Raw genomic sequence first — 23,825 nt, 5'->3', positions numbered from 1 at the left:
GCCTTTGCGAATTTGCGAAGGCTTTTTTTATTGGAGGGATAGATGTGGAGAATGGAATAAAACATGCTTTACCAGAAGAAGTAAAGCAATTAATGGAGCAGTACATAGTAGAATTAAAAGAAATTTTTTCGGATGAAAAAATAGTCGGGGTATATATTTACGGATCAATCGCGCTAGGAGCATTTCAGATAGAAACGAGCGATGTTGACTTTGTTACGGTAATAAGTGATTCCGTGAATGAAGCTGAAAAACAACAAATTATAGAACTGCATAAAAAAAATAGTAAAAGTACGTTAGGTAAAAGAATGGATGGTATGTATATTCCGCTTGCTGATTTAGGGAAATACAATGATGAAATGAATGAGTACGTGTATTGTGCAGATGGTAAGGCTGATATTGGTCATTGGGATATTAACGCGGTCACATGGTGGACATTGAAAAATCAAGGTATTACAGTTAGCGGGAAAGAAGTAGAAGACCTTTCCTTTCAAATAAGGTGGGATGATGTAGTAAATACGATGAAATACAACGTAGAACAGTACTGGAGTGAAAAAGCGAAGCAACCATATTTATTTTTCATAGAAGAGTGGGTAGAATCAGCTGTCGTTACGATGGGACGCATTTTATATACGTTAGATCATAAAACAATTGTTTCAAAAGATGGAGGATTACAATACTTATTAGAACGTTCAGCGAAAGAATGGGAGCCTTTATTAAAAGAGGTAGAGCGAATGCGAAATAATCCAAAGGGAAAGCGCAAGCTCTCTATTTGGAGGAGGGCTGATATGACGAAGAGGTATTTGCTGTGTTTGATTGAAGAGTGTAGGGGGAAGTGGTAGGTGAATAGTAAAAGCATCCTTCATATAAAGGATGCTTTTACTATTTTTATATAATGAAAAAGTACTTTGCAAGGAATGAGAAGTCGAAAGATAATCTAAAATATGGATAGTTTCATGTGAAACATTATGCAATAGACTGTTCTTTTTGATGTTTATCCCGCATTAACGGGCAGTAAGACTCTCACTTCAAAATTCGGCTGGAGCAAAGAAGTTAGATGGGAGATCAACTGCCCGTAAAAGCCCGATTGGTGAAGGCTAATAATCAGTGGTGGATGAACAAAACCCCCACTGATTAAAGTTTCACTTTATAATGAAATCTTGCACTATTGCGCACTCCTTTAGAGATAGGTTTACTCTTCATCTTCATCATAATTGTATGTAGTTAAGTTTTGTAAGAAGCTTTCAAAATTAGGTGCTAATTCAATAATTTCCTCAAACTCATTATCGATAAATATAACTGGAGGATTTTCAGCTACGTTTCGATAGTCTAGTGCAATCCACGTATGTCCGTCACCAGATAAAAGCACGATATTCTCAGGCATGTCCCATTCCTGAATTAAATAATGGCTCTCTAAAATACTAGATTCATTTTCATCAAAAGAAATGCCATATAATCCAGAAACATTAACGTGATCGTCTGCCCAAGAATTTGGCTCTGAAGTAGGATGAGCATCTAATCGAAGAGTTCCTCCGTTTTGTTCTTTTAGAAGATTTATGTACGATTCTGGGAGCTTTACGTTTAGTACTTCTTCTGCTTTTTTTATTAGTTCGTCGTTAATAGGTGCTAATTTTAAATAGTCATCTTCTGCCCAAAGTGTAGTCTTTATATTTGGTCACCTCAAATAAGAGTTTTAAGAATCTTATTTCATATATTATAGTTAGTTTAAATGACGAGCAATAGAAAGGGGGAATGAATATGGATGTATTTGAATACCTTGATCATGTAAATTCTAAGGAAGACTTGTTGAAGTTTCTTGTATATCTTCAAAAGGATTTCAAAGTGAATCAAGATGAGTGGGAGAATATAGAGGTAGAGACTTATTTAGAGGCATTACATGGTTGGTTAGGTGCTTATGAAGGTGTTTATATAAATCAAGGGGAGAAGCTTCCAGAAAATATTCCATGGAAGTTTATTGCCCAGATGTTGCTTGCAGCAGCTTATTATGAATAAAATTAAATTTTTAAAAGATCTAATGGAGAAGATATTATGATTAACCACAATAAAATTAAACAACTTTTAGCACATGTAGATCGCGCTGAGGATAATGAAATTGAGTTAGAGTGTGAATTTGAACCTATGACAATCGAATTATTTAATAGTGAAGAAATAGAAGAAGGACAACTTGGTTATAACTTTGATGAGGGAGGGCAAAGCTTAGTCGGAAATGAAGAGGGAGATTGGAAAGACGGGTGGATTGTAATTGGGATAGATTCTTATCTCGGAGACCCGATCTTTGTAGATAGTAATGATGAGAATTGTCCGGTTTATACAGCTATGCATGGTGAGGGAGATTGGGAGCCAGAATGTATAGCTAAGCGTATAGAAGATGTTATTGAGAAAGTGAAGGGTAATGTGGGATAGTTGTGTAAGTGGAAATATGTTTGAAATAGTAGAGAGCTAATTTGTGAAGTCTCTTAAGTCGAGATTTTAGGCTAGGTCATATTACAATAGTAGTTTAATAGGAGAAGGGTGTGTCAAAATGATTTTGATACATCCTTTTTTGCGAATATACAAGATGTTTAACATAGTGTATTAAATGTCTTATATATGAGTATTCTAATATATTTAATAGTAAAATGGAATATAGAATGGATAATTGTCGGAATGTATTCGATTTTTGTTCATTTTTATGAAATATAACTATTTTTTGTTAGATTCCTTCTTTTTATAGATATACAATAAAGTTATATAGAAATAAGAGAAGGATGATGTACGTGAAGGACACTGTTTTACAGGAAGCGATAGCTCCTAAAGAGTTACATAAAGTTGTGAGAAATAATACTGCATATTACGACTTTAAGTGGGGGAAAGCAAAAGATCCCGAGAAGGGAAATAGTTGGAACTGGATAGCCTTTTTCTTCCCAGTATTGTGGTTAGCTTATCGCAAAATGTATAAATTATTTATTATTATTGCATTAGTAGGAGTTCCTACTTTAATTACCTCTGTTTTTATAGATATCCCGATGTGGATCGATTTTATTGTTTATTTCGGAACTATGCTATTTACTGGATGGCAAGGGAATCGTTTATATTACAAGCATACAGTTCGTGTTTTACATAAGGCAAAAGAGTTATCTGATGCACAACACAATTATTACTTCCAAACAAAGGGTGGCACTCATGTTGGGATTATGCTTGGATTAAATGCGTTATTATTTGTAGTATTTGGTGCAGCTGGTTATGGGTTATCGTATTTACCGACGGAACCAAATATAAAAGATGTAGTTCGTTTAAGTGATGAAGGGATTACATTGGAAGTTTTTACTGATGATCCAAAATGGACGTATGTAAAAAAAGAAGGACGTTTTGATATAGTAGAATTTACTGGTTATGATTATGAGGAAAAAAAGGATGTAAAGGTTAAGTTCGCTGTGTATTTAGATAAACAGAGATTTGAATGGAAAGAAATTTATTTAAACGATAAAAAGTTAAATGAAGAAGAAGCAGAAGAGTATCAATTTTATATTGAAGAAAATGCCTGGTATTAATATAAATAGATAATGATGTATCGCAAAAAGAAGAGTCTAATGAAGATTCTTCTTTTTATTTATGAGAAAGGATATGTAACAAGAAGAGAAAAACATTAGTAAACAAACGCCATACTAATTGAAATTTTGTAAAATACAATAAAAAATGAGAATTTGAGGTAGGCTTGTCAATAACGTGAGACTATGGCAGTATAAAGAAATGCTATACAAATTTTATTTATCGACATGTAAAAATTCGATTTGATTTTTACGTATAAATAATGAACGGAGGAAATGAATTTATGGCTACTTTACCAAATTGTCCAAAATGTAATTCAGAATATACGTATGAGGATGGCGCTCTTTTCGTATGTCCAGAATGTGCCCATGAGTGGGGTCAAGAAGCGGAAGCTGAAAGTAATGATGGTGCAAAAGTTGTAAAAGATGCGAACGGAAACGTTCTTCAAGATGGCGATGCTGTTACTGTAATTAAAGATTTAAAAGTAAAAGGAACTTCTTCAGTTGTAAAGATTGGTACGAAAGTAAAGAGTATCCGTCTAGTTGAGGGAGATCACGATATTGATTGCAAAATCGACGGTTTCGGAGCTATGAAGTTAAAATCACAGTTCGTTAAGAAAGCGTAAGATTAGCAAAGAAAAAAGACGCTCTGTAAGTAACTTGCAGAGCGTCTTTTTTATGATTGTACTTCAACTTCTTTCAACTGGCACCGCTTATTAAAGAACGTTTTATACCCAAGCTGTAAGAAGATAATAACAGAGAAAGCTGTACTTCCAGAAATGCCAAGTATAATCGCAATTTGATATTGGATAGCTGTAAATGGTGATACACCGGATAAAATTTGTCCTGTCATCATGCCTGGAAGACTTATAATTCCCATTCCGACCATGGAATTAATTGTTGGTAAAATAGCAGAATCGAAAGCGTCCCGTATGAGCGGAGCAGCTGCTTGTTTTGGAGTTGCGCCAAGCATAAGTGCACCTTCAATATGGTCTCTTTGTGATTTCATACTGTTTAAAAAGGTGTTTGCCCCGAGGCAAATACCTGTCATAGCATTACCGATTAGCATGCCGGCAATAGGAACGATATACTGCGGAGCATACCAAGGATCATGTCCGATAATGACAAAGATAAATAGTAGAAGAGGGCCAATTGATCCAGCAATCATGGAGAGGGCAGCTACTCGTTTTAATTCTTTTGACATTGGAATATTAACTCGTTTATAAATATTGAAAATCGCAAAGGTAGTAATAGAAGTAATGAGAGCTATTGTATAAAACGGATTACTATTTTCAAATATGTATGTAAGAACATATGCGACTAGTACGAGCTGAATTGTCATACGTAATGTAGCAATTGTAATTTGTTTCTCACGCGGTATTCCTTTTAATTTCACAAGCCCGATTAAAATAAGGATGAAAATATATGCAGCTGCAAGTTGCCAAATTTGTAGTTCAATAACGCCCTTCAATTGATAGCACTTCCTTTCTAGTTGCACCGTTTGTTTTACTAATTTCAATAATATCGTCTGCGATTTCTTCTGGAAGTTGTTGCGAGTGCGTGATGAAGATAACTGTTTTTTTCTTTTCTCTTGCTAGCATAGTAAATTGTTTCATAACGCGGCGTTCTGTGTCACCATCTAGCGCAGAAGTTGGTTCATCTAATAAATAGACGGGCGGATCCATTAGTATAATACGAGCGAAAGCAAGTCTTTGTTTTTCGCCACCTGATAAAGAAGAGGCGTTATCTTCTAATTTTTTATCTAGGCTAACAGTCGTTAATGCGCCTTGCAGGGCGTCGTCATTTGGAAATGGCTTTTCAGAAAATCGAAGCCCCATTAATAAATTATCTTTAATTGTTCCATCAAAAATAGGCGGAGTTTGTCCGAGCATGACAACTTCACGGCGTAATTGAATGGGAGGATAATCTAAAATAGATTTTCCGTTATATTCAATTGTGCCAGATGTTGGTGATTGTAAATCGTTTAACATGCGAAGTAATGTGCTTTTACCACTACCACTTTCACCGATAATACAAGTTGTTTTTTCTTTTTGAATCTGTAAATAAGGAATGTGTAGAATATCTTTATATGTGATGTCTTTTAATATAAACATAAATTGCTCCTTTCTGATTCTAGTTATATCGTATCAAAAAGAGAGAAAAATAGAAAAATAAAGTCTCTTTAGAAGGAACATCTTTTTTCTTTGTTTTAAAACTTTGCGCGTGGCAGGAAAAGGCACTGACGGATCCTATACATAGCCAGTCCCTTTCGACCATTTAAAAAAATGCTTTTTTGTCGGTTTTTCATAGAATGACTGAGTAGTTACAAAAAATGAATAGAAAAAGGCTGTCTACTATGTAGGCAGCCTTTAAAGTATTAACCGTTATGATATTTGTACATCCAAAGAAGACCGGATTTTAATAATCTCGGTACACGTCCCATTAATGGTTGGTTTGCTAGTAAACCAAATCCATGTTTTTTGCCGAGAGAACCGAGAACACCTTTTAATTTAATAACAGGCAGTTCATCAGGAAGGGGTTCATTATTCCAACGTTTTAATAATATTTGGACAATTTGTTCTCCTTGACCTTCAGCAAGTTGAGCAGATGGTGCGTGTGGAAGTGCTGCACAATCTCCTACGACATAAACGTGCTCGTTATTTGGAATATTGTGATATTTCGTTAAAACAACCCGTCCGCTACCATCTTGTTCTACTGGAAGGTTTCGAACAACTTCATTTGCTTGAATACCAGCTGTCCAGACGATTGCATCACATTCAAGTGGTTCATCATGGTTGTATACAATGTTTGGTTCCACTTTTGTAATGTTAGAGTTTCGTATAATGGTAACTTTATGTTTTACAAACCATTCTTCTACGTATCTACTTAATTTCTCTGGATATGGGAATAAAATTCTATCTTTTCGATCAAATAAATAGATTTTTAAATCCGAACGGCTTTCGCGAAGTTCACTTGCCACTTCAACGCCGCTTAAACCAGCCCCAACGACAGCTACTGTTGCATTTGGTTCTAAGCTATTTAATTGTTCATATGTCTTACGTGTTTGTTCAATTGATTGTAGGCTATGTGTATATTCCTTTGCCCCAGGAACGTTATGATATTTATCTTCACAGCCAAGCCCGATAATTAAATCATCATATTGAATCGTTTCACCGCCATCGAGATGAACGGCTTTCGTTTCGAGGTCAATATTTGTTACTGTTCCGTATTGAATATTGAGACGTGGGTGCTCAGGAAACGGTATGCGAATATGCGTTTCTGAAATTGTACCCGCAACTAATGCATAATATTCAGTTTTAAAGCAATGATATGGTACTTTGTCGATTAATGTCACTTGTACATCATCTGGAAGTTGGTTGCTTGGAAGTAGCCGCTGCAGAATTCTCATTCCACCGTAGCCACCACCTAGTAGTACGAGGTGTTTCATGATGGATTACCCCTTTTCTGTTGAAATATCCCCTAATCATACAATTTTATATTAATAAAATATTTTGACTTTACACAATCAAATTATATCGAATTTGTGAACAAATAACAATGCATGAATGAATACTCTGTTGTACAATAAGAAGAAAAGTAAAGTAAGTGGTTTTCATTTTCTAGTTACTATTTACTATTTCATTATGAGTAGTATGTTATATAAAGAAGACCATCTATTATGAAGTGAAATAGTGAAGTAACTAAATAGTTTAGAATATATAACGAAAACAACAAGAAACAGCTTAGTTTTCTTCTTATAAATAAAGTGGAATGGTAACAAGTAGAGAGGGTTACTTATCCGTTTCGCAAATTAGGTATGCACATACCATATAAAGTAAATGGTAATTTGTTTAGAGATACAGGGGGGAGAGAGTTTTGATTAAACCATTAATCGAATTTTGTGTAGGTAACCTTGCAAGCGGTTCGCAAGCAGCTTTAGAAAAATTAGAAAAAGATCCTAATTTAGACGTAATGGAATATGGTTGTTTAGGATATTGTGGCATCTGTTTTGAAGGTCCATTTGCACTTGTAAATGGTGAAGTGGTACAAGGTGCAACAGTAGAAGAACTTGTAAATAATGTATATGATTATATGGATGAAAATCCAATGTTTTAAAGCGTTGCAAACAGGCAACGTTTTTCTTTTTTCATTTATCCCGCTATTTGCGGGCAGTAAGACTCCCACCTCAAAATTCAGCTGAAGCAAAGAAGTTAGGTTGAAGCCCTGTTGCCCGTCCCCCACTGATTAAAGTTTCACTTTATTAGGAGTGTTTATTTCGAAAAAAAAAAGCCCTTTTAGAAGGGCTTTTTTCTTACACGATTTGTGTAAGAACGGCCTATTGCCAAAACACTGTCAAATATGAGAAACGGGGGACATTCATATTGTGTTCTAAAAGCATGCATTTTATACTTGAAATAATAAATTATTTTTGGAGTGAATAAAAATGAGCCAATTTTCTTTTACAAAAATGCATGGTCTTGGAAATAGTTATATATATGTAAATATGTTTGAGGAACAAATTAGAGAAGAAGATTTAGCAATTGTAGCGGAAAAGGTTTCAAATATTAATACTGGTATTGGTGCAGATGGAATGATTTTAATTTGTCCTTCTGACGTGGCACCAGTAAAAATGCGCATGTTTAATAACGATGGCTCAGAAGGAAAGAGCTGTGGAAATGGTTTACGCTGCGTAGCGAAATATGCGTATGAGCATAAACTAGTAGAAGGTAAAGTTTTCACAATTGAAACGTTAGCGGGCATTGTTACGGCAGAAGTAACGGTAGAAGATGACAAAGTTACATTAGCGAAAATCGACATGGGAGCACCTCGTTTAACACGTGAAGAGATACCGATGCTTGGTGAAGGAGAAACACCATTTATTCGTGAAAACTTCTTATACAATAATCACCGTTATGCATTTACAGCTGTTTCAATGGGGAATCCACATGCGGTTATTTTTGTTGATGATGTAGAAAAAGCGCCTCTTACAACGTTAGGACCGGTTCTTGAGACGCATGAAATGTTCCCAGAGCGAGTGAATGTTGAATTCATCGAGATTTTGAATGATGAAGAGATGAATTTTCGCGTTTGGGAACGAGGATCTGGTGTAACACAAGCTTGCGGGACAGGAGCATGCGCAGCTGTCGTTGCGGCAATTTTAAATGGGAAAATGGAACACGGTAAAGAAATTACGGTTCACTTAGCAGGCGGCGACTTAATGATCGCATGGACAGAAGAAGGAAATGTATTAATGAAAGGACCTGCGGAAATAATTTGCCGCGGAGTGTATGAGTACAAGATAGAAGCGTAAAGATGTATAATAGAATGAGAACAGAAAGGATGGTGTATTTCATGATTGAAGTAACAGAACAAGCAGCTTTTCAAATTAAAGATATGTTAAAAGATGCTGAAGATGGAGAGAAGTACGTGCGCCTTGCTGTACATGGCGGCGGATGTAGTGGTCTTTCTTACGGCTTAGGATTTGAAGTAGAACCAAAAGAAGACGACACAGTTCTTGAGTTTTTCGGTGTTGAATTTGTTATCGATAAAGAAAGTGCTCCGATTGTAAAGGGAGTGAAAGTTGACTATAAGCAATCTATGCTTGGCGGCGGATTCACAATCGACAATCCAAACGCGATCGCATCATGTGGATGCGGATCATCTTTCCGTACAGCGTCGAATGCTGGTAAGCCAGAAGATTGCTAAGTTTTTTCATCCCTTTATTCTAAGTGGAAATTGAATGGGTAGGTTGCATATAAAGACCTTCTTAGCGATGAAACCAAATCGTTAGGAAGGTCTTTTCTTTTGCGCTAAAAAGAAAAAGAGCATGACAAAGATAACGAATATATGCAAGAAGAAGGCTAAAGAGGATGCATGAAGGTGCAGGCCATATCAAATTGTATAGAACTGACTCGTTCCATATTAATTAAAATACGCTGATTACTAGAAATTAAAAACTACCGGAGGAATTACAATGAAGTCATTTAAGAAAGTACTGGTATTAGGGATGACGTTGGTTACAGCATCAATATTTGGAGCTTGTTCTAACGATACAGACGTGTTAACAAAAGCGGGAGCAAAGCAACAAGTGAAATCGGAAGCGGAAGTACTAAAAGAACAGAAGGAAACCCCTATGACTACGAGTGAACGTGACAGCATTAAATATGAGGACGCTACATCGTCACAGAAGCGTTATATTTCTCGTGACGAAGCCGAAAAGATTGAGGAAGGCATGACATATACGGATATCCTTAACAAGATTAACTACGGTGGTGAGAACATAAAACATTATAATAACAAGGAAAAACGCGTGTTTTATACTGAAAAGGATACGGATGGTACATATGAAATTATGGTTGAATTAAATACATATGGTTACGTTGTGAATATTGAACGCACTGCTATAAGGGATGCGGATAAAGAGAGTCCGGTATCTACGAAAAGCAGTGAAGAGCCTGTAAAGGAATATGAAGAAAAAAACGACCGCGTACCGTGGTATAAAGATGTAAATAACGATTCGGCGGAAGTAGACTATAATCACTATTTGAAAATCAAAAAAGGTATGCCTGCGAATCAAGTAAAAGCTGCGATTGGACAGCCACGTATGATTGAGAAATATAAATCGTATTCAGTATACGGCTATACCGGTTATGGCGGCGAAGGAACATTACGTGTAATCTTCGAACCAAATGGAACTGTTACGCAGGTAGTAGAAGATGGATTACAACGATAATAAATTAATTACGGGAACAATTGCAGTAAAGTTGTCGGTGGCTTTATAAAGTCTTGGAGAGAGAACCGTGAGTAATCGGAGAGGACAATGATGAACGAAGATAAGATAACGATAATTATGCTAGCAGTATTAACGATAGCGTTAGTATTTGTTGGGGTTTTGTCCAAATTCAATAGCCTCATTGTGGACGCTATCGCCGTACTATTTTTGTTGATAGCTACTGCAGTAGGCGCAGCGGTTGTAACAGAACGTAGATTGCGCAAAAAGAATGGGAAGTAGCAGTTTTTTGTACGAGCGGGAGGGGACGCAAGATTGACGATGTTTTTGAATTCGTAGGGAGATATGTGATTAAACCTATAACTAAATTTGTAAGTTACATTGTAATAGATATCATAATAGAGTGCGTAATAGAGGGTGTAATAAGCGGTATAAGGAAATTACGTGATAAGATTCGTGACAAGTGGAAAAATTGGCGTGGAAGACGTTATTGGCGTTAATAGATTGTCATGACTAGGCTAGATGAGTGTCAATAACGTTTTCAATGAAAAAACACTGATTAAAGTTTTAATTTACTATCTTACAAAAGTGTAATGTTTATGTCATGTTTTTGAATTTCTTCTTTAAAGCGAAGGCCTTAAGATAACAATATAAGAAAAACATATGAGGTGAAGGAATTGAAAAGATATATTGCACTTTTTAGTATTTTAGTTGTATTTGCAAGTCTATTAGTTGGCTGTGATTTAAACCGTATGGGTAAAGATGAGTACTACGTTCAAATTACTACTGATGGAATCGAAAAGAATGAAAAAGCTGATAGTGGTCAGCCGCACAAATCATTCGAGTATAAGCTACCTGCATTTGATAAGGATGGTAAAGAAAAAGAAATGGAATTTACCGCTGCGAAAAATCTTCGTAAAGAAGCATTTTTGCGTGTATTCCACTCAGATGAAAAAGGTGTAACTGCTTGGGAAGAAGTGAAAAAGGACGAGCTTCCTGCGAAAGTGAAAGAAAAATTAGGTGTGAAATAAGACAGATGTAAAAGGAATTGACGAACAGGGTCAATTCCTTTTTTTACTTTCAAAATCCTCTTCTGAAATGACTTTAAATCCGTGTCTTTTAAATAAAGCAGTTGTCACTCCATAACCAGTTTGTTTATTGCCGTTAAATTCCCCTGTGTAAATAGTAGAACTACCACAAGATGGACTGCGTTCTTTTAAAATTATATATTCTGGGTTTAAATCTTTTATTTGTTCTAATGCTTTATAAGCACCACGCACGAAAGCTTCCGTGACATCTTGTCCTTCTTTCGTCATTACTTTTGCTTTTCCATCTAAAACATCATCGCCATTACCGCCGATAATTTCAGCAGAAGGGCGTGGTGTTGGTAAACCGCCTAATACTTCGGGACAAACGAGGATGGTGTCTTCCCTTTGTAATAACTCTTCTATTTGTGAAACGAGATTATCGTTACCGTCATAACGACAAGCGATACCACCTAAACAAGCACTAATTACAATCATATTTTCATCTCCAATAAAGTGAAAATTTAATCAGTGGGGGTTTTGTCCATCCCCCACTGATTATTAGTTGAACCAATCGGGCTTTTACGGGCAGTTGATCTCCCACCTAACCTCCTCGCATTCGCCGAATCTGGAGGTGGGAGTCTTACTGCCCGTTAATGCGGGATAAAAAATATTAAATATCACGCCAATTTCTCTTCCTATTTCTTACCTATAAGTGAGGTGATAAAAATGGGAAGCTTATATAATTTAATGAAACCATATAGTCAATTTCGAAGTAAAGAAGAGTTTAATACATATCAAAAACAAGTTTTGAAGTGCTATCGATTTCAATTGAATAAAACGGATTCTATCATTATTCATTTTTTAGGAAAGTATGCGGTGAATGAGAAACAAAAAACAGTTGGTGTTGCTTGTCCATTAATGGAGACGATTGCTACAAATGTTGGAAAGAGTATTCGTACGGTACGCCGCTCGATTGCAAAGTTAGAAGAACTAGGGATTATAAAACGTATTGCAACAAAAGAAAGATATAAGCGCGGGGGATATAGTGCAAACTTATATGTATTTCTTAAATCTGCAATTGACCGCATGGATGACCGTATGAAAATGTCCGCATGTGAAAGTGATGATCGTACAGATGGCTGTAGTGGAAACGAGCAAAAAAATGAGGGGGAAACAATTCTTTCTAAAAACATTCCACAAATAAAAGAGAAAAGAAAAGTAACGTACGAGCTTGATGAAACGTATTGTCGTCACGATATACCGAAGCCTTTTATATACGCACTGGTGCCGATGACGAGTAATCCGAAGAAGATTAATATATTTTGGAGTAAGGTGGAACTTGCTTATAAAAAGAGCGGATTACTAGAGCAAGGTGCTTTATTAGAGGGGATATTAGCTGATGAAGAAGCGTATGGAAATTTAATTTGGCGGGTGAAAAGTGTTGTGAGAGCGTATAAGTACGGAGAAATTCGTAAAGATGTTGGAGCACTATTGTATAGTACGATGCGAGATTTATTTTTAGAAATTGGATTAGAGTGGGGAGCGGCATTAAGGAGAAGTAAGGGAATACCGTTATTCGATCCATTTAAAAAAGAGTCATGCATATAATACATGACTCTAAGAGCTAATCGAACTTTCTTACAACTGGAACACGAATTGCTACAAATAGTACAAAGACGATAACAGCGATTGCACCGCTTTTCATAACCGTTACAATTGGAATGCCGATTCCAAGTGCAAGCGATGTAAATGCGTAAGAGAGCGGAATGAATCCCATCGATGAAAGCATGAGTAGGCTCATTACGCGTCCCATCATTTCTTCTTTTACTGTCGACTGAATCATCGCCATAAGTGGAACAATTGCCATTGCGATTGTAATACCGTAAAACATTCCAGCTAATAACGCTTGCCAAAGTACGGTGCTAAAATTGATGGCTAGGAAGAATACACCAGACAGTAGCATCATGATAATGCAAAATAGTCCACGTCTACGATTAATATTTTTTAATCCGACAATGACAGCTCCTATCGCCATCCCGCCGCCAACAGACGCTTCTAAGTAACTAAACTGAAGTGAATCACCGTGCAGAACGTTTTTTACGAAGAGCGGAAATCCTACTTGCATTGGGCCGATTAAAAATAAGTTTAAAAAGGCGCTACATATAAGGAAAGTTGAAAGAAATGGTGATTCTTTTACATATAAAATTCCCTCTTTAATAGAAGTAAACATGCCTTTATCTGTTTCATTTTTTTCGGGTACGGTAAATTGTATTTTTTGAACGAGTATTGCAGCGATAATGAGTAGCAGGATTGTAATTGAAAAAATTGTTTCATAGTTCGTAAATTTAATGAGAATACCGCCAAGTACAGGTCCTAAAATGACAGATGCTTGGTTTGTCATTTGAGTAAGTGAATTTGCTTGTGTTAAACGGCTCTTTTCTACAAGTTCAGGCAGAATAGATCCATCTGCTGACCAGAAGAAAGCGTCAGCAAGTCCGAAGAACAATGCGAATAAAGCAAATGTATATAGTGTTACATCACCGACGATGAACCAGGTGAGAATAGTTGCGACAAGAATAGCGCGAATAATATTAGAGTAAAACATGATATTTTTTTTCGGGAATTTATCAGCTAATGCTCCGCCGATAATCATAAAGATGAGCCTTGGAACACTAAGAGCCACGAAAACAATACCGAGTGAAGCCTCAAGGTTTAATGTTTTTGCTATGTACCATGTTTGTGAAAAAGTAAAAAAGGCTAAAGCAAAGCTTGAAAAGAGAGTAGCTGCCCAAAGAAAAAGGAAATTCGTATTTTTTAATAACGGTTTTCCGCTTCCTTCTAAAGCAGATTTATTTTGTTGTAGTTCCTCCATATTGCTTCCTTTCTATGTACCGATTTTAGACTGAAAAACCTATTAACAATCGTTTTATCCCGCGTTAACGGGCAGTAAAACTCCCACCTCAAAATTTGGCTAGAGCAAAGAAGTTAGGCGGGAGTCGGGCTGCCCGTAAACGCCCGATTGGTGAAGGCTAATACTCAGTGGGGGATGAACAAAACCCCCACTGAGTATAGTTTCACTTTATACAGTTTCTAATATTTCTATACTGCACTTTCTCATTGTAGACAATAATAATGAATTTGCACAGTGGCTATTTAACGACAAAAAAGAAGATACCAAAGGGTATCTTCTTTTTTGTCATTCACGCTAAAGCAATATAAATATCCACTTGTACGTTATTTGGATCTACTGCATTTTCGTCATAAAGCTCAAAGTCTGTTGTAAAAGCACGTTTGTTTTCTTTCGACCATTGCCAAATATATTCCCAAGTTTCACAAATGACTTCAGACACAGGACCTTTTCTCGTTGTAAATACCGCATACGTAGCAGCAGGTATTGTTAAGGTTGTCATATTTTCAGGAACTTCTTCTAATGAAGAAACAGGCATGCCGATAGTAAATTGATATGTACCAGTTTCATCCGATTCGTAGTTTGAGTAGAAAGCGAATGTTTCTTTTGTTTGTTGATTTGGAATTTGATGCATGATTTGTTCTTGGAAGTAGCGATTCCAAAGCACCGGAATCTTTCCTTCATTTGATGCTTCTTTTTCGTTTGTAGTTGTAATAGAAACACCGATTGCTTGGAAAGCTTCTTTTTTTACGATAATAGGTTCTTTCATTAATAAAACCTCCCTTTATTAAACGAAACGTACGTTCTGTTTTATTGTAACATATTTTGGAAAGAAGTAGTGTTTTTTATCAAATTGCGATGTATTTTAGTTAGGAAAAAGAGAGAGTATGAAAAGAACTCCTTTCATGTAAAAGGAGCTCTTTTCATTTCTATATTAAAACATACTTGAGCTATGCATTGGTTGAAGTTTTGCGTTTGGATCGAAGTAAGCTTTTGCATTGTTTACTGCTGTCGGTGCTTCACCAAAGCCGCAAGCAATGAGTTTTACTTTTCCTTCATATGTACAAATGTCACCAGCAGCGTAAATGCCAGGAATATTTGTTTCCATTTTTGAGTTCACGAGGATGCTGTTTTTTTGAATATCTAAGCCCCAATTTTTAATTGGACCAAGTGAAGAAACGAAGCCGTAGTTTACGATTACGTCATCAACATCGATGATAATTTTTTCTTCTGTTTTTACGTGCTGAAGAACAACTTGTTCAATAGTATCATCACCGATAAGTTCAACTGGAACGTAAGGTGTGCTTACTTCTGCACGGGAATTCATTAAGCTTTCTACGCTATGTTCATGTGCACGGAATTTATCGCGGCGATGAGCAATTGTAACTTTGTCCGCAATCGGTTCTAACATCATTGTCCAATCTACTGCTGAGTCACCGCCGCCGAATACAACGACGCGTTTTCCAGCAAATTTATTCATATCATCAACGAAATAATGTAAGTTTTTCTTTTCGTATTTTGCTGTGCCTTCTAATTCTAAGCGGCGTGGTTGGAAAGCACCATTGCCAGCAGTAATGATGACAGATTTAGAGTAGTGAGTTTGTTTATTTGTAACAAGTTTAAATATACCGTCAGCTTGTTTTTCAAGCGTATCAACAGCTTCTTCTAAGCAAATAGTTGGATCGAACTTTTTCATTTGCTCTTTTAAGTTATCAACTAACTCTTGTGCACGCACTTTTGGGAATCCAGCTACATCATAAATATATTTTTCGGGATATAGTGCGGATAATTGCCCTCCAAGTTGAGGTAAGCTTTCAATGATTTTTACACTTGCTTGTCTCATTCCGCCATAAAATGCAGTGAATAGTCCTGTTGGGCCACCACCAATAATCGTTATGTCGTAAACTTTTTGATTTTCTGTCACTTTCATTCCCCCTATAGATGGAATTTTAATATTGATTTCATATATTGTTCATATGTACACGAAAATCCTGCAAATGATGACACTTTCAAATAAATGATAGCATATTTCAGTTAATAATACTTCTGAAAACGACTGAATAATAAGTAAGTTTGCGTATAGATGTTTTAGAATCGTATAAAATACAACGGAAGGAAAATACATGAAAAAAAGGCTAAAAAACCCTTGAAAACGCTATGTTATTTTAAAATATCGATAATTCTCTAGGTGCTTGAATTATGGAATGAAACCGACTAATATAGGGAAGTATTATGTTAAATTTCTATGACAAATTTCGTACGATTTTTTGACTGCGTTTTGTTATGATATAGAATGTGATAAATTCCACATTCTTGACAAATAGAGTTTTTAGTACTTGGTATTATTTTTTATTACTATTATATAAAGAAAAGGGTTGTGATTTAGTGAAGACTCCAAAAATCGTAGTTTTAGGTGCAGGTTATGGCGGGATGATTACGACTGTTCGTCTGCAAAAAACATTATCTGTAAGTGAAGCTGAAATTACGTTAGTAAACAACAACAGCTATCACTACCAAGCAACTTGGTTACATGAGAGTGCAGCTGGTACATTACAAGATGATAAAATCTGTCTAGATATTCAAGACGTTATCGATACAAATAAAGTGAACTTTGTACAAGATACAGTAGTAGAGATTAAAGCTGCTGAAAAACGTATTATCTTAAAAGATGGTGAATTAGAGTATGATTACTTAGTAATCGGTCTTGGTTTCGAATCAGAAACGTTCGGAATTAAAGGATTAAAAGAGCATGCATTCTCAATCACTAACATTAATGCAACTCGTCAAATTCGTGAGCATATGGAAGAAAAATTCGCTCAATATGCGACTGAAAAACGTGATGAGTTAGTAACAATCGTTGTTGGTGGCGCTGGATTTACTGGTATCGAGTACGTAGGTGAGCTTGCAAATCGTATTCCTGAACTTTGCAAAGAGTACGATGTTCCACGTGAAAAAGCACGTATCATCTGTGTAGAAGCTGCTCCAACAGCACTTCCTGGTTTCGATCCAGCATTAGTAGAGTACGCTGTAAAACAACTTGAGAAAAAAGGTGTAGAATTCCGCATCGGTACAGCAATTAAGGAAGCAACTGAAGAAGGTATTATCGTTGCCAACGGTGATGATGCTGAACTTCTTAAATCTGAAACTGTAGTTTGGGCTGCAGGTGTTCGTGGTAATGGTATTGTGGAAGAGTCTGGATTTGAAGCAATGCGCGGACGTATTAAAGTGGATGAGTACATGCACGCTCCAGGTCATGAAGATGTATTCATGGTTGGTGATGCAGCGTTAATCATCAACGAAGAGATTAACCGTCCATACCCACCAACAGCACAGATTGCAATTCAAGAAGGTTATAATATTGCACACAATTTAACTGTGTTAGTTCGTGGCAAAGGTGAAATGAAAAAGTTCGCATTTGATAATAAAGGATCTGTATGTTCATTAGGTCATGACGATGCAATGGGCGTTGTTATGGGTAAAAAGTTAACAGGTTGGAAAGCTTCATTCATGAAGAAAGTAATCGACAACCGTTACTTATTCTTACTAGGCGGACCTTTATTAGTTCTTAAAAAAGGTAAATTGAAGTTCTTTTAATATATAGTAGAAAAAGCAGAAACGGCTATGAGCTGTTTCTGCTTTTTTCGTATTGAAAATATAGTATAATATATAAAAAAGAAAGAATATTCTGTTCGTTTTGATGGAGGAGGTTATATCATGGGGAAGCGAGGGAAAGTGTGGTTAGCTGTCAGTGGCTTAGTAGCTACAGAAGATGGGAGATGGCTATTCGTTAAGAAAAAATACGGTGGATTGAAAGGGCAATGGTCTTTACCTGCTGGTTTTGTTAATGAAGGCGAGACTGTTGATGAAGCTGTGAAACGTGAAATTTTGGAAGAGACAGGCATTGTTGCTCATGTAAAGGGGATTATTGGTATTCGCTCAGGTGTTATTCATAATGAAATTAGTGATAATATGATTATTTTTCTTCTAGAGCCAGAGGGAGAAGACGTTATCGTACAGGAGAAAGAATTGTCGGAAGTAGCTTTTTTACATCCAGAAAATATTGCAGATGATCAAAATACTTCTGTACTCATCAAATATTTATTAGAAGGAAGAGCAGAGTCGCATTTTGAAATGGACAAAACATTAAATCCAGGAGAGCAATTTGGTTATACGGCTTATCATGTGTTTACGGCGTATGCGAAGGAGAGGGAGAAGAAGTGAGTATACCGGTACTACTTATTTCAATGATGTTGTTCTTTATTTTATTTTTTGGAATTGGATTTTTACTCAACATGATTTTGCGAGCTACGTGGGTAATGGTTATTGTATATCCGATTATTTGTATGCTTATTATTAATAAAGCGAGTGTATGGGACTATTTTTCAAAGCCAAAAGAAACATTTTCTTCATTTGGGACAAGTGTATCGCATTTAGGACACGCAGATGTGTTTATTCTATCTACTGGATTAGTAGGTGCTGCTTTAGCAGGAATCATAATTAAAAAACTTCGAAAAAGTGGATATCAAATGTTTTAATCTCCAATCAATTTGGAGATTATTTTTTTGCATATTCCTTCATCGTATAGGGAATGATTAACGATGAAGGAGTGTGGAATATAAAAATGTTAAAACGATATTGTATTCGCATTATGATGACTTGTTTACTTGCATTCGCATTATGCGTAACATGGCAGGCTTTCACAGGAGTTTCTTTATTAGAGATTATAAAATTATATGAAGGAACAAGTGTAAAAGAAGTACATGCAGCAGAAATTGAGAAAAAAGTTGCTCCGAGTAAAGAAGTGATAAATGCTTTAGAGCAGGCAAATGACTGGTCTAAATATCGTGTTATAGAAATGACTGCAACTGGTTATACATCAGGTATAGAGTCGACTGGAAAGAGGCCGGGGCATCCAGAGTATGGCATTACATATTCAGGTGTTAAAGCAAAAAGGGATTTATATTCCACAATCGCTGCCGATTTACGCGTATTCCCGCTTGGGACAATTCTATTCGTGCCAGGTTACGGATATGGTGTTGTAGCTGATAAGGGCGGTGCTATAAAAGGAAATCGTCTCGATTTATATTATGATACGGTGAAAGATGTTTATAGCCAATGGGGTAAGAAAAAAGTAAATGTGTATATAGTGAAAATAGGAAATGGCAAGTTTTCGGAAGAAGAGTTAACGATGTTAAATCAAGACGAAACGATGCAAGTGTTTCGTGGACAATATTTAAAACAAAGATAGTCTAGTGGCAATAACGCTAGACTTTTTTCTTGTCTTATTTCACCATAGAAGATATTGGAGATAGCATCTTTATCCTGCTATTTGCGGCCGGTAAAACCCCCGCTGATTAAAGTTTCACTTTATATGAAATAACAGAATTTAGAATTGTCGCATTTTATCGAAAATAAAGTTATAATGGACGTAGAGAAATTTAGGGGGTCTGAACATGTTTCAAGTACAAAAAGAATTAGTAAGTCATGAAGCGGTAATTGTTGCCTTATTTGAAGAAGATAAAAAGAGTAGCTTTGTACAAGAACTGGATAAAGCGTTTGAAGGACAATTACAAGTTTTATTAGAAGAAAAAGAACTTTCAACTAAGAAGAAAGCCATTTCAAAAGTACATAGCTTAGGAAAAACAAATGTTAAACGTTATTATTTTGTTGGTTTAGGTAAGAAAGAGTCATATACAACGGAAACGTTACGTGCTGCTCTTGGTAAGGCGTTTAAAGCATTACAAGCAGCAAAAGTACAAGATGCAGCAATCTTACTTGATTCTTTCGTGACAGATAAATTAGATGCGATTGATGTAGCTCATATTGCGGCAGAAGTACAAGGTCTTGGTACATATGAATTACAAACGTATAAAACAGATAAAAAGGATCGTGTAGAATTAGAGAAGTTTACGGCTATTACAGCAGAAGATGCACAAGAAATTGAAGCAGCATTAACTGTAGGATACGTACATGGACGTGCAACGAATTCAGCTCGTACGCTTGTAAATATGCCGCCAAACGTATTAACAGCGACAAAGCTTGCTGAGTATGCAGTTGAATTAGCAGAAAAATACGATATGGATTATAAGGTTCTTGAGAAAGAAGAGATGGAAGAGCTTGGTATGGGTGCATTACTTGCAGTAAACCAAGGATCTACTGAACCGCCAAAAATGATTGCTCTTATTTATAAAGGAAAAGAAGAGTGGAAAGATGTAATTGGATTTGTTGGAAAAGGGATTACATATGATACAGGCGGTTATTCTTTAAAACCACGTGAAGGCATGGTTGGTATGAAAGGTGATATGGGCGGAGCTGCAGCTGTTCTTGGCGCGATGGAGATCATCGGTGAACTTCGTCCAGAGCAAAATGTAATTGCTGTTATTCCATCAACTGACAACGTTGTAAGTGGTACAGCATTTAAGCCAGATGATGTTATTACATCTATGAGCGGAAAAACAATTGAAGTATTAAATACAGATGCAGAAGGTCGCCTAGCGTTAGCTGACGGTATTACGTATGCGAAGAAACTTGGCGCAAATTACTTAGTTGATGTTGCAACATTAACAGGCGGTGTAATTGTTGCACTTGGAAATCATACAACAGGCGCGATGACAAATAATGAAGAATTGTTTGAACAAGTGTTAGAGGCTTCTATGGAAACGGATGAGCCAATTTGGCAATTGCCGATTTTTGAACGTGATAAAGAACGTGTCAAAAACAGTAAATTTGCTGATTTAAATAACTCACCAGGCCGTGAAGGACATGCGGTTATGGCTGGGACATTCCTTGGTGAATTTGCAGAAGAAACACCATGGGTACACTTAGACATCGCTGGAACATCTGAAACATCAGGAGCACATGATTTAGGACCATCTGGAGCAACAGGTGCAATGGTGCGTACACTTGCAACACTTGTTGAGCGTTTCGGAGAAGAATAATTTTTGAAGAAAGGGCTGTCTCAAATTTTTGGGATAGCCTTTTCTTATTGATATGGTATGACTATTGTCAGTTTTTGTCGGTAAGTCGATATATTTGGAGTTACGGTTAATATAATTTCATTTACTATTTTACCGTTTCAAAAAGTGCTACATAGTGAAAGATTCGTCCTATAAAGAAATCGTATATAACGTCCCGCCTAAAGCGAATGAAGTACGCCCTGTTTCCTCAGAGACAACTAATATAAGTGCATCAATTTTCTCGGATAAGCCAATTGCAGCCCTATGACGTGTTCCTAGCTCAGGATTGATTTCCATGCTTTTTGTTAATGGGAGAATATTAGCTGCTGAGACAATATGATTATTTTTAATGAGAACGGCTCCGTCATGAAGAGGGTTCCCTGGATAAAAAATCGATTCAAGTAGTGGCGCGGTTAAGTGTGCGTTTAATGTCGTTCCAGTTTGAATGAAAGAATCAATAGCGTCACTTCGTTCCACAATAATAAGAGCACCGTGTTTTCGAGCGCTTAAATGTTGGACAGCTGTAGTGATGAAATGTGAACTTTCCGTATAAGGTGATAAATATGCTTGAATATAATATGTAGCTGCTAACGTCTGTACATTTGTTAACATATGATGAATATCTTCCATTTTACATAAAATACATTCATCTTCTTTATCGATTGCATGCTTCATGTTTGATAATTCTTTTTCAGCAATTTCAATCATCTGCTTTGTTTTTATTTTGAGCTCTTCTGACAAGCCCCATTCTTGCATAATCCTCATTCCCTTTGGTGGAGTATTTAACCATAGTGTATACAAATATTTATAGTAAAATCCTGCTAGATTTTAAAAAATATTGAGATTCAGGTTGTTTTTTTCATATAATGAAGGTACGACAGGCGAGAGGAGATGGAAGTATGAATTGGAAACAAGAATTTAGTCGCTGGCTTTCATATGCAGAATTAGACGCAGAATTAAAAGAACAGCTAGAAAACATGAAGCAAGATGAGAAGAAAATCGAGGATAGCTTTTATAAAAATCTAGAGTTCGGAACAGGTGGTATGCGTGGTGAACTTGGTGCTGGTACGAACCGTTTAAATGTATATACAGTTCGTAAAGCAACAAAAGGATTAGCTATGTTTATTGAAAAACTAGGTGAAGAAGCGAAAAAACGCGGTGTTGTTGTCGCGTATGATTCTCGTCATAAATCACCTGAATTCGCAATGGAAGTAGCTGCTACTCTTGGTGCACACGGTATTACAACATATGTATTTGAAAGCTTACGTCCAACACCAGTGCTTTCTTTCGCAGTTCGTCATTTACATACAGCAAGTGGAATCGTTCTTACGGCAAGCCATAATCCGCCCGAATATAACGGTTATAAAGTATATGGTGAAGATGGTGGCCAGTTGCCTCCAAAGGAAGCTGATGAGTTAATTAGCTACGTAAATGCAGTAGAGAATGAATTAACAGTTGAAGTTGCTGATGTTGAGCAATTAAAAGCTGACGGTTTATTACATATAATTGGACAAGAAGTAGATGATGCTTATGCAGCAGAATTGAACAATGTCATTATTAATAAAGAGATGGTGAAAGAAGTAGGAAAAGATTTAAAAATCGTCTTTACACCATTGCATGGAACATCAAATATTTCGGTACGCCGTGGTTTAGAAGAAGTTGGATTTACAGATGTAACAGTTGTAAAAGAGCAAGAGTTACCAGATCCAAATTTCTCTACAGTAAAATCACCAAACCCAGAAGAGCATGCAGCGTTTGAGTATGCAATTCGCGACGGTGAAAAAGTAGGCGCAGATGTGTTAATCGCAACAGATCCTGATGCAGACCGTCTAGGTGTAGCAGTTCGCAATCACGATGGTGAGTTCCAAGTATTAACTGGTAACCAAACAGGTGCGTTAATGCTTGATTACTTATTATCACAAAAGAAGGAAAACGGAACGCTTCCAGAAAACGGTGTTGTTTTAAAAACAATCGTAACGTCTGAAATTGGCCGTACAATCGCAAAAGCATACGGTTTAGATACAGTTGATACGTTAACTGGATTTAAATTTATCGGTGAAAAAATTAAACAGTATGAAGAAAGCGGACAATATGAATTCCAATTCGGTTATGAGGAAAGCTACGGTTATTTAATCCGTCCATTCTGCCGTGATAAAGATGCGGTGCAATCCGTCCTATTTGCATGTGAAGTAGCTGCATACTACAAATCACAAGGTAAAACGTTATACGATGGTCTGCTAGAAGTATTTAAGAAGTATGGGTTCTTCCGTGAGGACCTTGTATCGTTAACGTTAAAAGGAAAAGATGGTGCCGAACAGATTCAAAAGATGATGGCAACATTCCGTGAGAATCCTCCGAAAGAAGTAGCTGTTTTAACAGTTGTTGCAGTTGAGGATTATAAAGAAAGCATCATTACAACGTTACAAGATGGAAATAAGGAAGAGATTCACTTACCGAAATCAAATGTGTTAAAATATCAATTAGAAGATGGTTCTTGGTTCTGCTTACGTCCATCTGGAACAGAGCCGAAAATTAAATTCTACTTTGGTGTACAAGATGATTCCTTACAAAATAGTGAACAAAAGTTACTTACTATTAAAGAAGATATTATGAATCGTTTATAATAGAATAGAGTGCTACTGATAGGAAAAGAGGAGA

The 23,825-nt window shown here is 36.4% G+C and carries 28 protein-coding genes; 19 read left to right on the top strand and 9 right to left on the bottom strand.

Translation table 11 applies throughout. The annotated features are described in order from the left end of the window. Positions 1-44 precede the first annotated feature (44 nt). On the top strand, positions 45-839 hold the full coding sequence (locus NSQ69_RS24510; protein WP_341099767.1) for a nucleotidyltransferase domain-containing protein: 795 nt from the start codon (positions 45-47) through the stop codon (positions 837-839). Between the two features lie 350 nt (positions 840-1,189). Here the strand turns inward: NSQ69_RS24510 and NSQ69_RS24505 are convergent, their stop codons facing one another. Next, a complete protein-coding gene (locus NSQ69_RS24505) occupies positions 1,190-1,666 on the bottom strand; it encodes an SMI1/KNR4 family protein (RefSeq protein ID WP_002015882.1) in 477 nt (158 codons plus the stop codon). 89 nt (positions 1,667-1,755) lie between these two features. Here NSQ69_RS24505 and NSQ69_RS24500 point away from each other — a divergent pair, with 89 nt between their 5' ends. The 4 genes from NSQ69_RS24500 to phnA all read left to right on the top strand — a co-directional run bounded on the left by NSQ69_RS24500 (position 1,756) and on the right by phnA (position 4,171). After that, positions 1,756-2,010 carry a DUF7660 family protein gene (locus NSQ69_RS24500; protein ID WP_002143613.1) on the top strand — a complete coding sequence of 85 codons (255 nt, stop codon included), beginning with the start codon at positions 1,756-1,758 and terminating at the stop codon, positions 2,008-2,010. Positions 2,011-2,046: 36 nt separating this feature from the next. Further along, a complete protein-coding gene (locus NSQ69_RS24495) occupies positions 2,047-2,421 on the top strand; it encodes a hypothetical protein (protein WP_063226621.1) in 375 nt (124 codons plus the stop codon). A 353-nt stretch (positions 2,422-2,774) separates the two neighbouring features. Continuing rightward, positions 2,775-3,548: a DUF2628 domain-containing protein gene (locus tag NSQ69_RS24490; protein ID WP_078203766.1), complete on the top strand. Its 774-nt coding sequence runs from the start codon at positions 2,775-2,777 to the stop codon at positions 3,546-3,548. Between the two features lie 281 nt (positions 3,549-3,829). Then, positions 3,830-4,171 carry an alkylphosphonate utilization operon protein PhnA gene (gene phnA / locus NSQ69_RS24485; protein WP_002089332.1) on the top strand — a complete coding sequence of 114 codons (342 nt, stop codon included), beginning with the start codon at positions 3,830-3,832 and terminating at the stop codon, positions 4,169-4,171. 50 nt (positions 4,172-4,221) lie between these two features. Here phnA and NSQ69_RS24480 read toward each other — a convergent pair whose 3' ends face one another. From NSQ69_RS24480 to NSQ69_RS24470, 3 genes are all read right to left on the bottom strand, one after another. Beyond that, complete coding sequence (locus NSQ69_RS24480; RefSeq protein ID WP_002129719.1) at positions 4,222-5,016, bottom strand: ABC transporter permease; 795 nt, start codon at positions 5,014-5,016, stop codon at positions 4,222-4,224. Continuing rightward, complete coding sequence (locus tag NSQ69_RS24475; protein ID WP_002129718.1) at positions 5,000-5,659, bottom strand: ABC transporter ATP-binding protein; 660 nt, start codon at positions 5,657-5,659, stop codon at positions 5,000-5,002. Before NSQ69_RS24475 ends, NSQ69_RS24480 begins: the two co-directional genes overlap by 17 nt. A 263-nt stretch (positions 5,660-5,922) precedes the next feature. Then, positions 5,923-6,993 (bottom strand): NAD(P)/FAD-dependent oxidoreductase, encoded by a 1,071-nt coding sequence (locus NSQ69_RS24470; protein WP_002015890.1) that lies wholly within the window; start codon positions 6,991-6,993, stop codon positions 5,923-5,925. 428 nt (positions 6,994-7,421) lie between these two features. Here NSQ69_RS24470 and NSQ69_RS24465 point away from each other — a divergent pair, with 428 nt between their 5' ends. The 7 genes from NSQ69_RS24465 (at position 7,422) to NSQ69_RS24435 (ending at position 11,306) form a co-directional block, all read left to right on the top strand. After that, positions 7,422-7,661 carry a YuzB family protein gene (locus tag NSQ69_RS24465; protein ID WP_002015892.1) on the top strand — a complete coding sequence of 80 codons (240 nt, stop codon included), beginning with the start codon at positions 7,422-7,424 and terminating at the stop codon, positions 7,659-7,661. Positions 7,662-7,989: 328 nt separating this feature from the next. Beyond that, on the top strand, positions 7,990-8,856 hold the full coding sequence (gene dapF / locus NSQ69_RS24460; protein WP_002015893.1) for a diaminopimelate epimerase: 867 nt from the start codon (positions 7,990-7,992) through the stop codon (positions 8,854-8,856). Positions 8,857-8,897: 41 nt separating this feature from the next. Beyond that, a complete protein-coding gene (locus NSQ69_RS24455) occupies positions 8,898-9,251 on the top strand; it encodes a HesB/IscA family protein (protein WP_002034566.1) in 354 nt (117 codons plus the stop codon). Between the two features lie 268 nt (positions 9,252-9,519). After that, entirely contained in the window at positions 9,520-10,278 is a 759-nt protein-coding gene (locus NSQ69_RS24450; protein WP_002129714.1) for a hypothetical protein, read from the top strand. Positions 10,279-10,365: 87 nt separating this feature from the next. Next, the gene (locus NSQ69_RS24445; RefSeq protein ID WP_016120988.1) at positions 10,366-10,557 is read left to right on the top strand and encodes a hypothetical protein; all 192 of its coding nucleotides are present in this window, start codon (positions 10,366-10,368) and stop codon (positions 10,555-10,557) included. 32 nt (positions 10,558-10,589) lie between these two features. Then, positions 10,590-10,775, top strand: coding sequence for a hypothetical protein (locus NSQ69_RS24440; RefSeq protein WP_078203757.1), 186 nt, complete (start codon positions 10,590-10,592; stop codon positions 10,773-10,775). Positions 10,776-10,952: 177 nt separating this feature from the next. Further along, entirely contained in the window at positions 10,953-11,306 is a 354-nt protein-coding gene (locus NSQ69_RS24435) for a YxeA family protein (protein ID WP_078203758.1), read from the top strand. Between the two features lie 30 nt (positions 11,307-11,336). On the opposite strand, the gene NSQ69_RS24430 is transcribed toward NSQ69_RS24435, so the two are convergent. Continuing rightward, positions 11,337-11,798, bottom strand: a complete 462-nt coding sequence (locus tag NSQ69_RS24430) for a DUF523 domain-containing protein (protein WP_002089319.1) — start codon at positions 11,796-11,798, stop codon at positions 11,337-11,339. A 231-nt stretch (positions 11,799-12,029) separates the two neighbouring features. On the opposite strand from NSQ69_RS24430, the gene NSQ69_RS24425 reads away from it, so the two are divergent. Further along, complete coding sequence (locus NSQ69_RS24425; protein ID WP_078203759.1) at positions 12,030-12,911, top strand: helix-turn-helix domain-containing protein; 882 nt, start codon at positions 12,030-12,032, stop codon at positions 12,909-12,911. 16 nt (positions 12,912-12,927) lie between these two features. On the opposite strand, the gene NSQ69_RS24420 is transcribed toward NSQ69_RS24425, so the two are convergent. From NSQ69_RS24420 to NSQ69_RS24410, 3 genes are all read right to left on the bottom strand, one after another. Further along, entirely contained in the window at positions 12,928-14,175 is a 1,248-nt protein-coding gene (locus NSQ69_RS24420) for an MFS transporter (protein ID WP_003192140.1), read from the bottom strand. Between the two features lie 328 nt (positions 14,176-14,503). After that, a complete protein-coding gene (locus tag NSQ69_RS24415) occupies positions 14,504-14,980 on the bottom strand; it encodes a GyrI-like domain-containing protein (RefSeq protein ID WP_341099766.1) in 477 nt (158 codons plus the stop codon). Between the two features lie 165 nt (positions 14,981-15,145). Further along, entirely contained in the window at positions 15,146-16,135 is a 990-nt protein-coding gene (locus NSQ69_RS24410; RefSeq protein WP_002129707.1) for an NAD(P)/FAD-dependent oxidoreductase, read from the bottom strand. Positions 16,136-16,596: 461 nt separating this feature from the next. Between NSQ69_RS24410 and NSQ69_RS24405 the strand changes: the two genes are divergently transcribed. From NSQ69_RS24405 to pepA, 5 genes are all read left to right on the top strand, one after another. Continuing rightward, a complete protein-coding gene (locus NSQ69_RS24405) occupies positions 16,597-17,805 on the top strand; it encodes an NAD(P)/FAD-dependent oxidoreductase (protein WP_002067919.1) in 1,209 nt (402 codons plus the stop codon). 120 nt (positions 17,806-17,925) lie between these two features. Continuing rightward, positions 17,926-18,432, top strand: coding sequence for an NUDIX hydrolase (locus tag NSQ69_RS24400; protein WP_002015875.1), 507 nt, complete (start codon positions 17,926-17,928; stop codon positions 18,430-18,432). Next, the gene (locus tag NSQ69_RS24395; RefSeq protein WP_002089308.1) at positions 18,429-18,746 is read left to right on the top strand and encodes a YuiB family protein; all 318 of its coding nucleotides are present in this window, start codon (positions 18,429-18,431) and stop codon (positions 18,744-18,746) included. Before NSQ69_RS24400 ends, NSQ69_RS24395 begins: the two co-directional genes overlap by 4 nt. A gap of 86 nt (positions 18,747-18,832) precedes the next feature. Beyond that, on the top strand, positions 18,833-19,459 hold the full coding sequence (locus NSQ69_RS24390; protein ID WP_002129706.1) for a 3D domain-containing protein: 627 nt from the start codon (positions 18,833-18,835) through the stop codon (positions 19,457-19,459). A gap of 205 nt (positions 19,460-19,664) precedes the next feature. Further along, positions 19,665-21,149, top strand: coding sequence for a cytosol aminopeptidase (gene pepA, locus NSQ69_RS24385; protein ID WP_002129705.1), 1,485 nt, complete (start codon positions 19,665-19,667; stop codon positions 21,147-21,149). Positions 21,150-21,317: 168 nt separating this feature from the next. Here pepA and cdaS read toward each other — a convergent pair whose 3' ends face one another. Further along, on the bottom strand, positions 21,318-21,923 hold the full coding sequence (gene cdaS / locus NSQ69_RS24380; RefSeq protein WP_002129703.1) for a sporulation-specific diadenylate cyclase CdaS: 606 nt from the start codon (positions 21,921-21,923) through the stop codon (positions 21,318-21,320). A 143-nt stretch (positions 21,924-22,066) separates the two neighbouring features. Here cdaS and NSQ69_RS24375 point away from each other — a divergent pair, with 143 nt between their 5' ends. Then, positions 22,067-23,791: a phospho-sugar mutase gene (locus NSQ69_RS24375; RefSeq protein WP_341099765.1), complete on the top strand. Its 1,725-nt coding sequence runs from the start codon at positions 22,067-22,069 to the stop codon at positions 23,789-23,791. The last annotated feature ends 34 nt before the right edge of the window (positions 23,792-23,825 follow it).

Origin of the sequence: Bacillus sp. FSL R10-2201, assembly GCF_038008665.1 — a bacterium.
Classification (GTDB): domain Bacteria; phylum Bacillota; class Bacilli; order Bacillales; family Bacillaceae_G; genus Bacillus_A; species Bacillus_A mycoides.
Note: the sequence above shows the minus strand (reverse complement) of the source record. Positions and strands in the feature narration are given on the sequence as shown.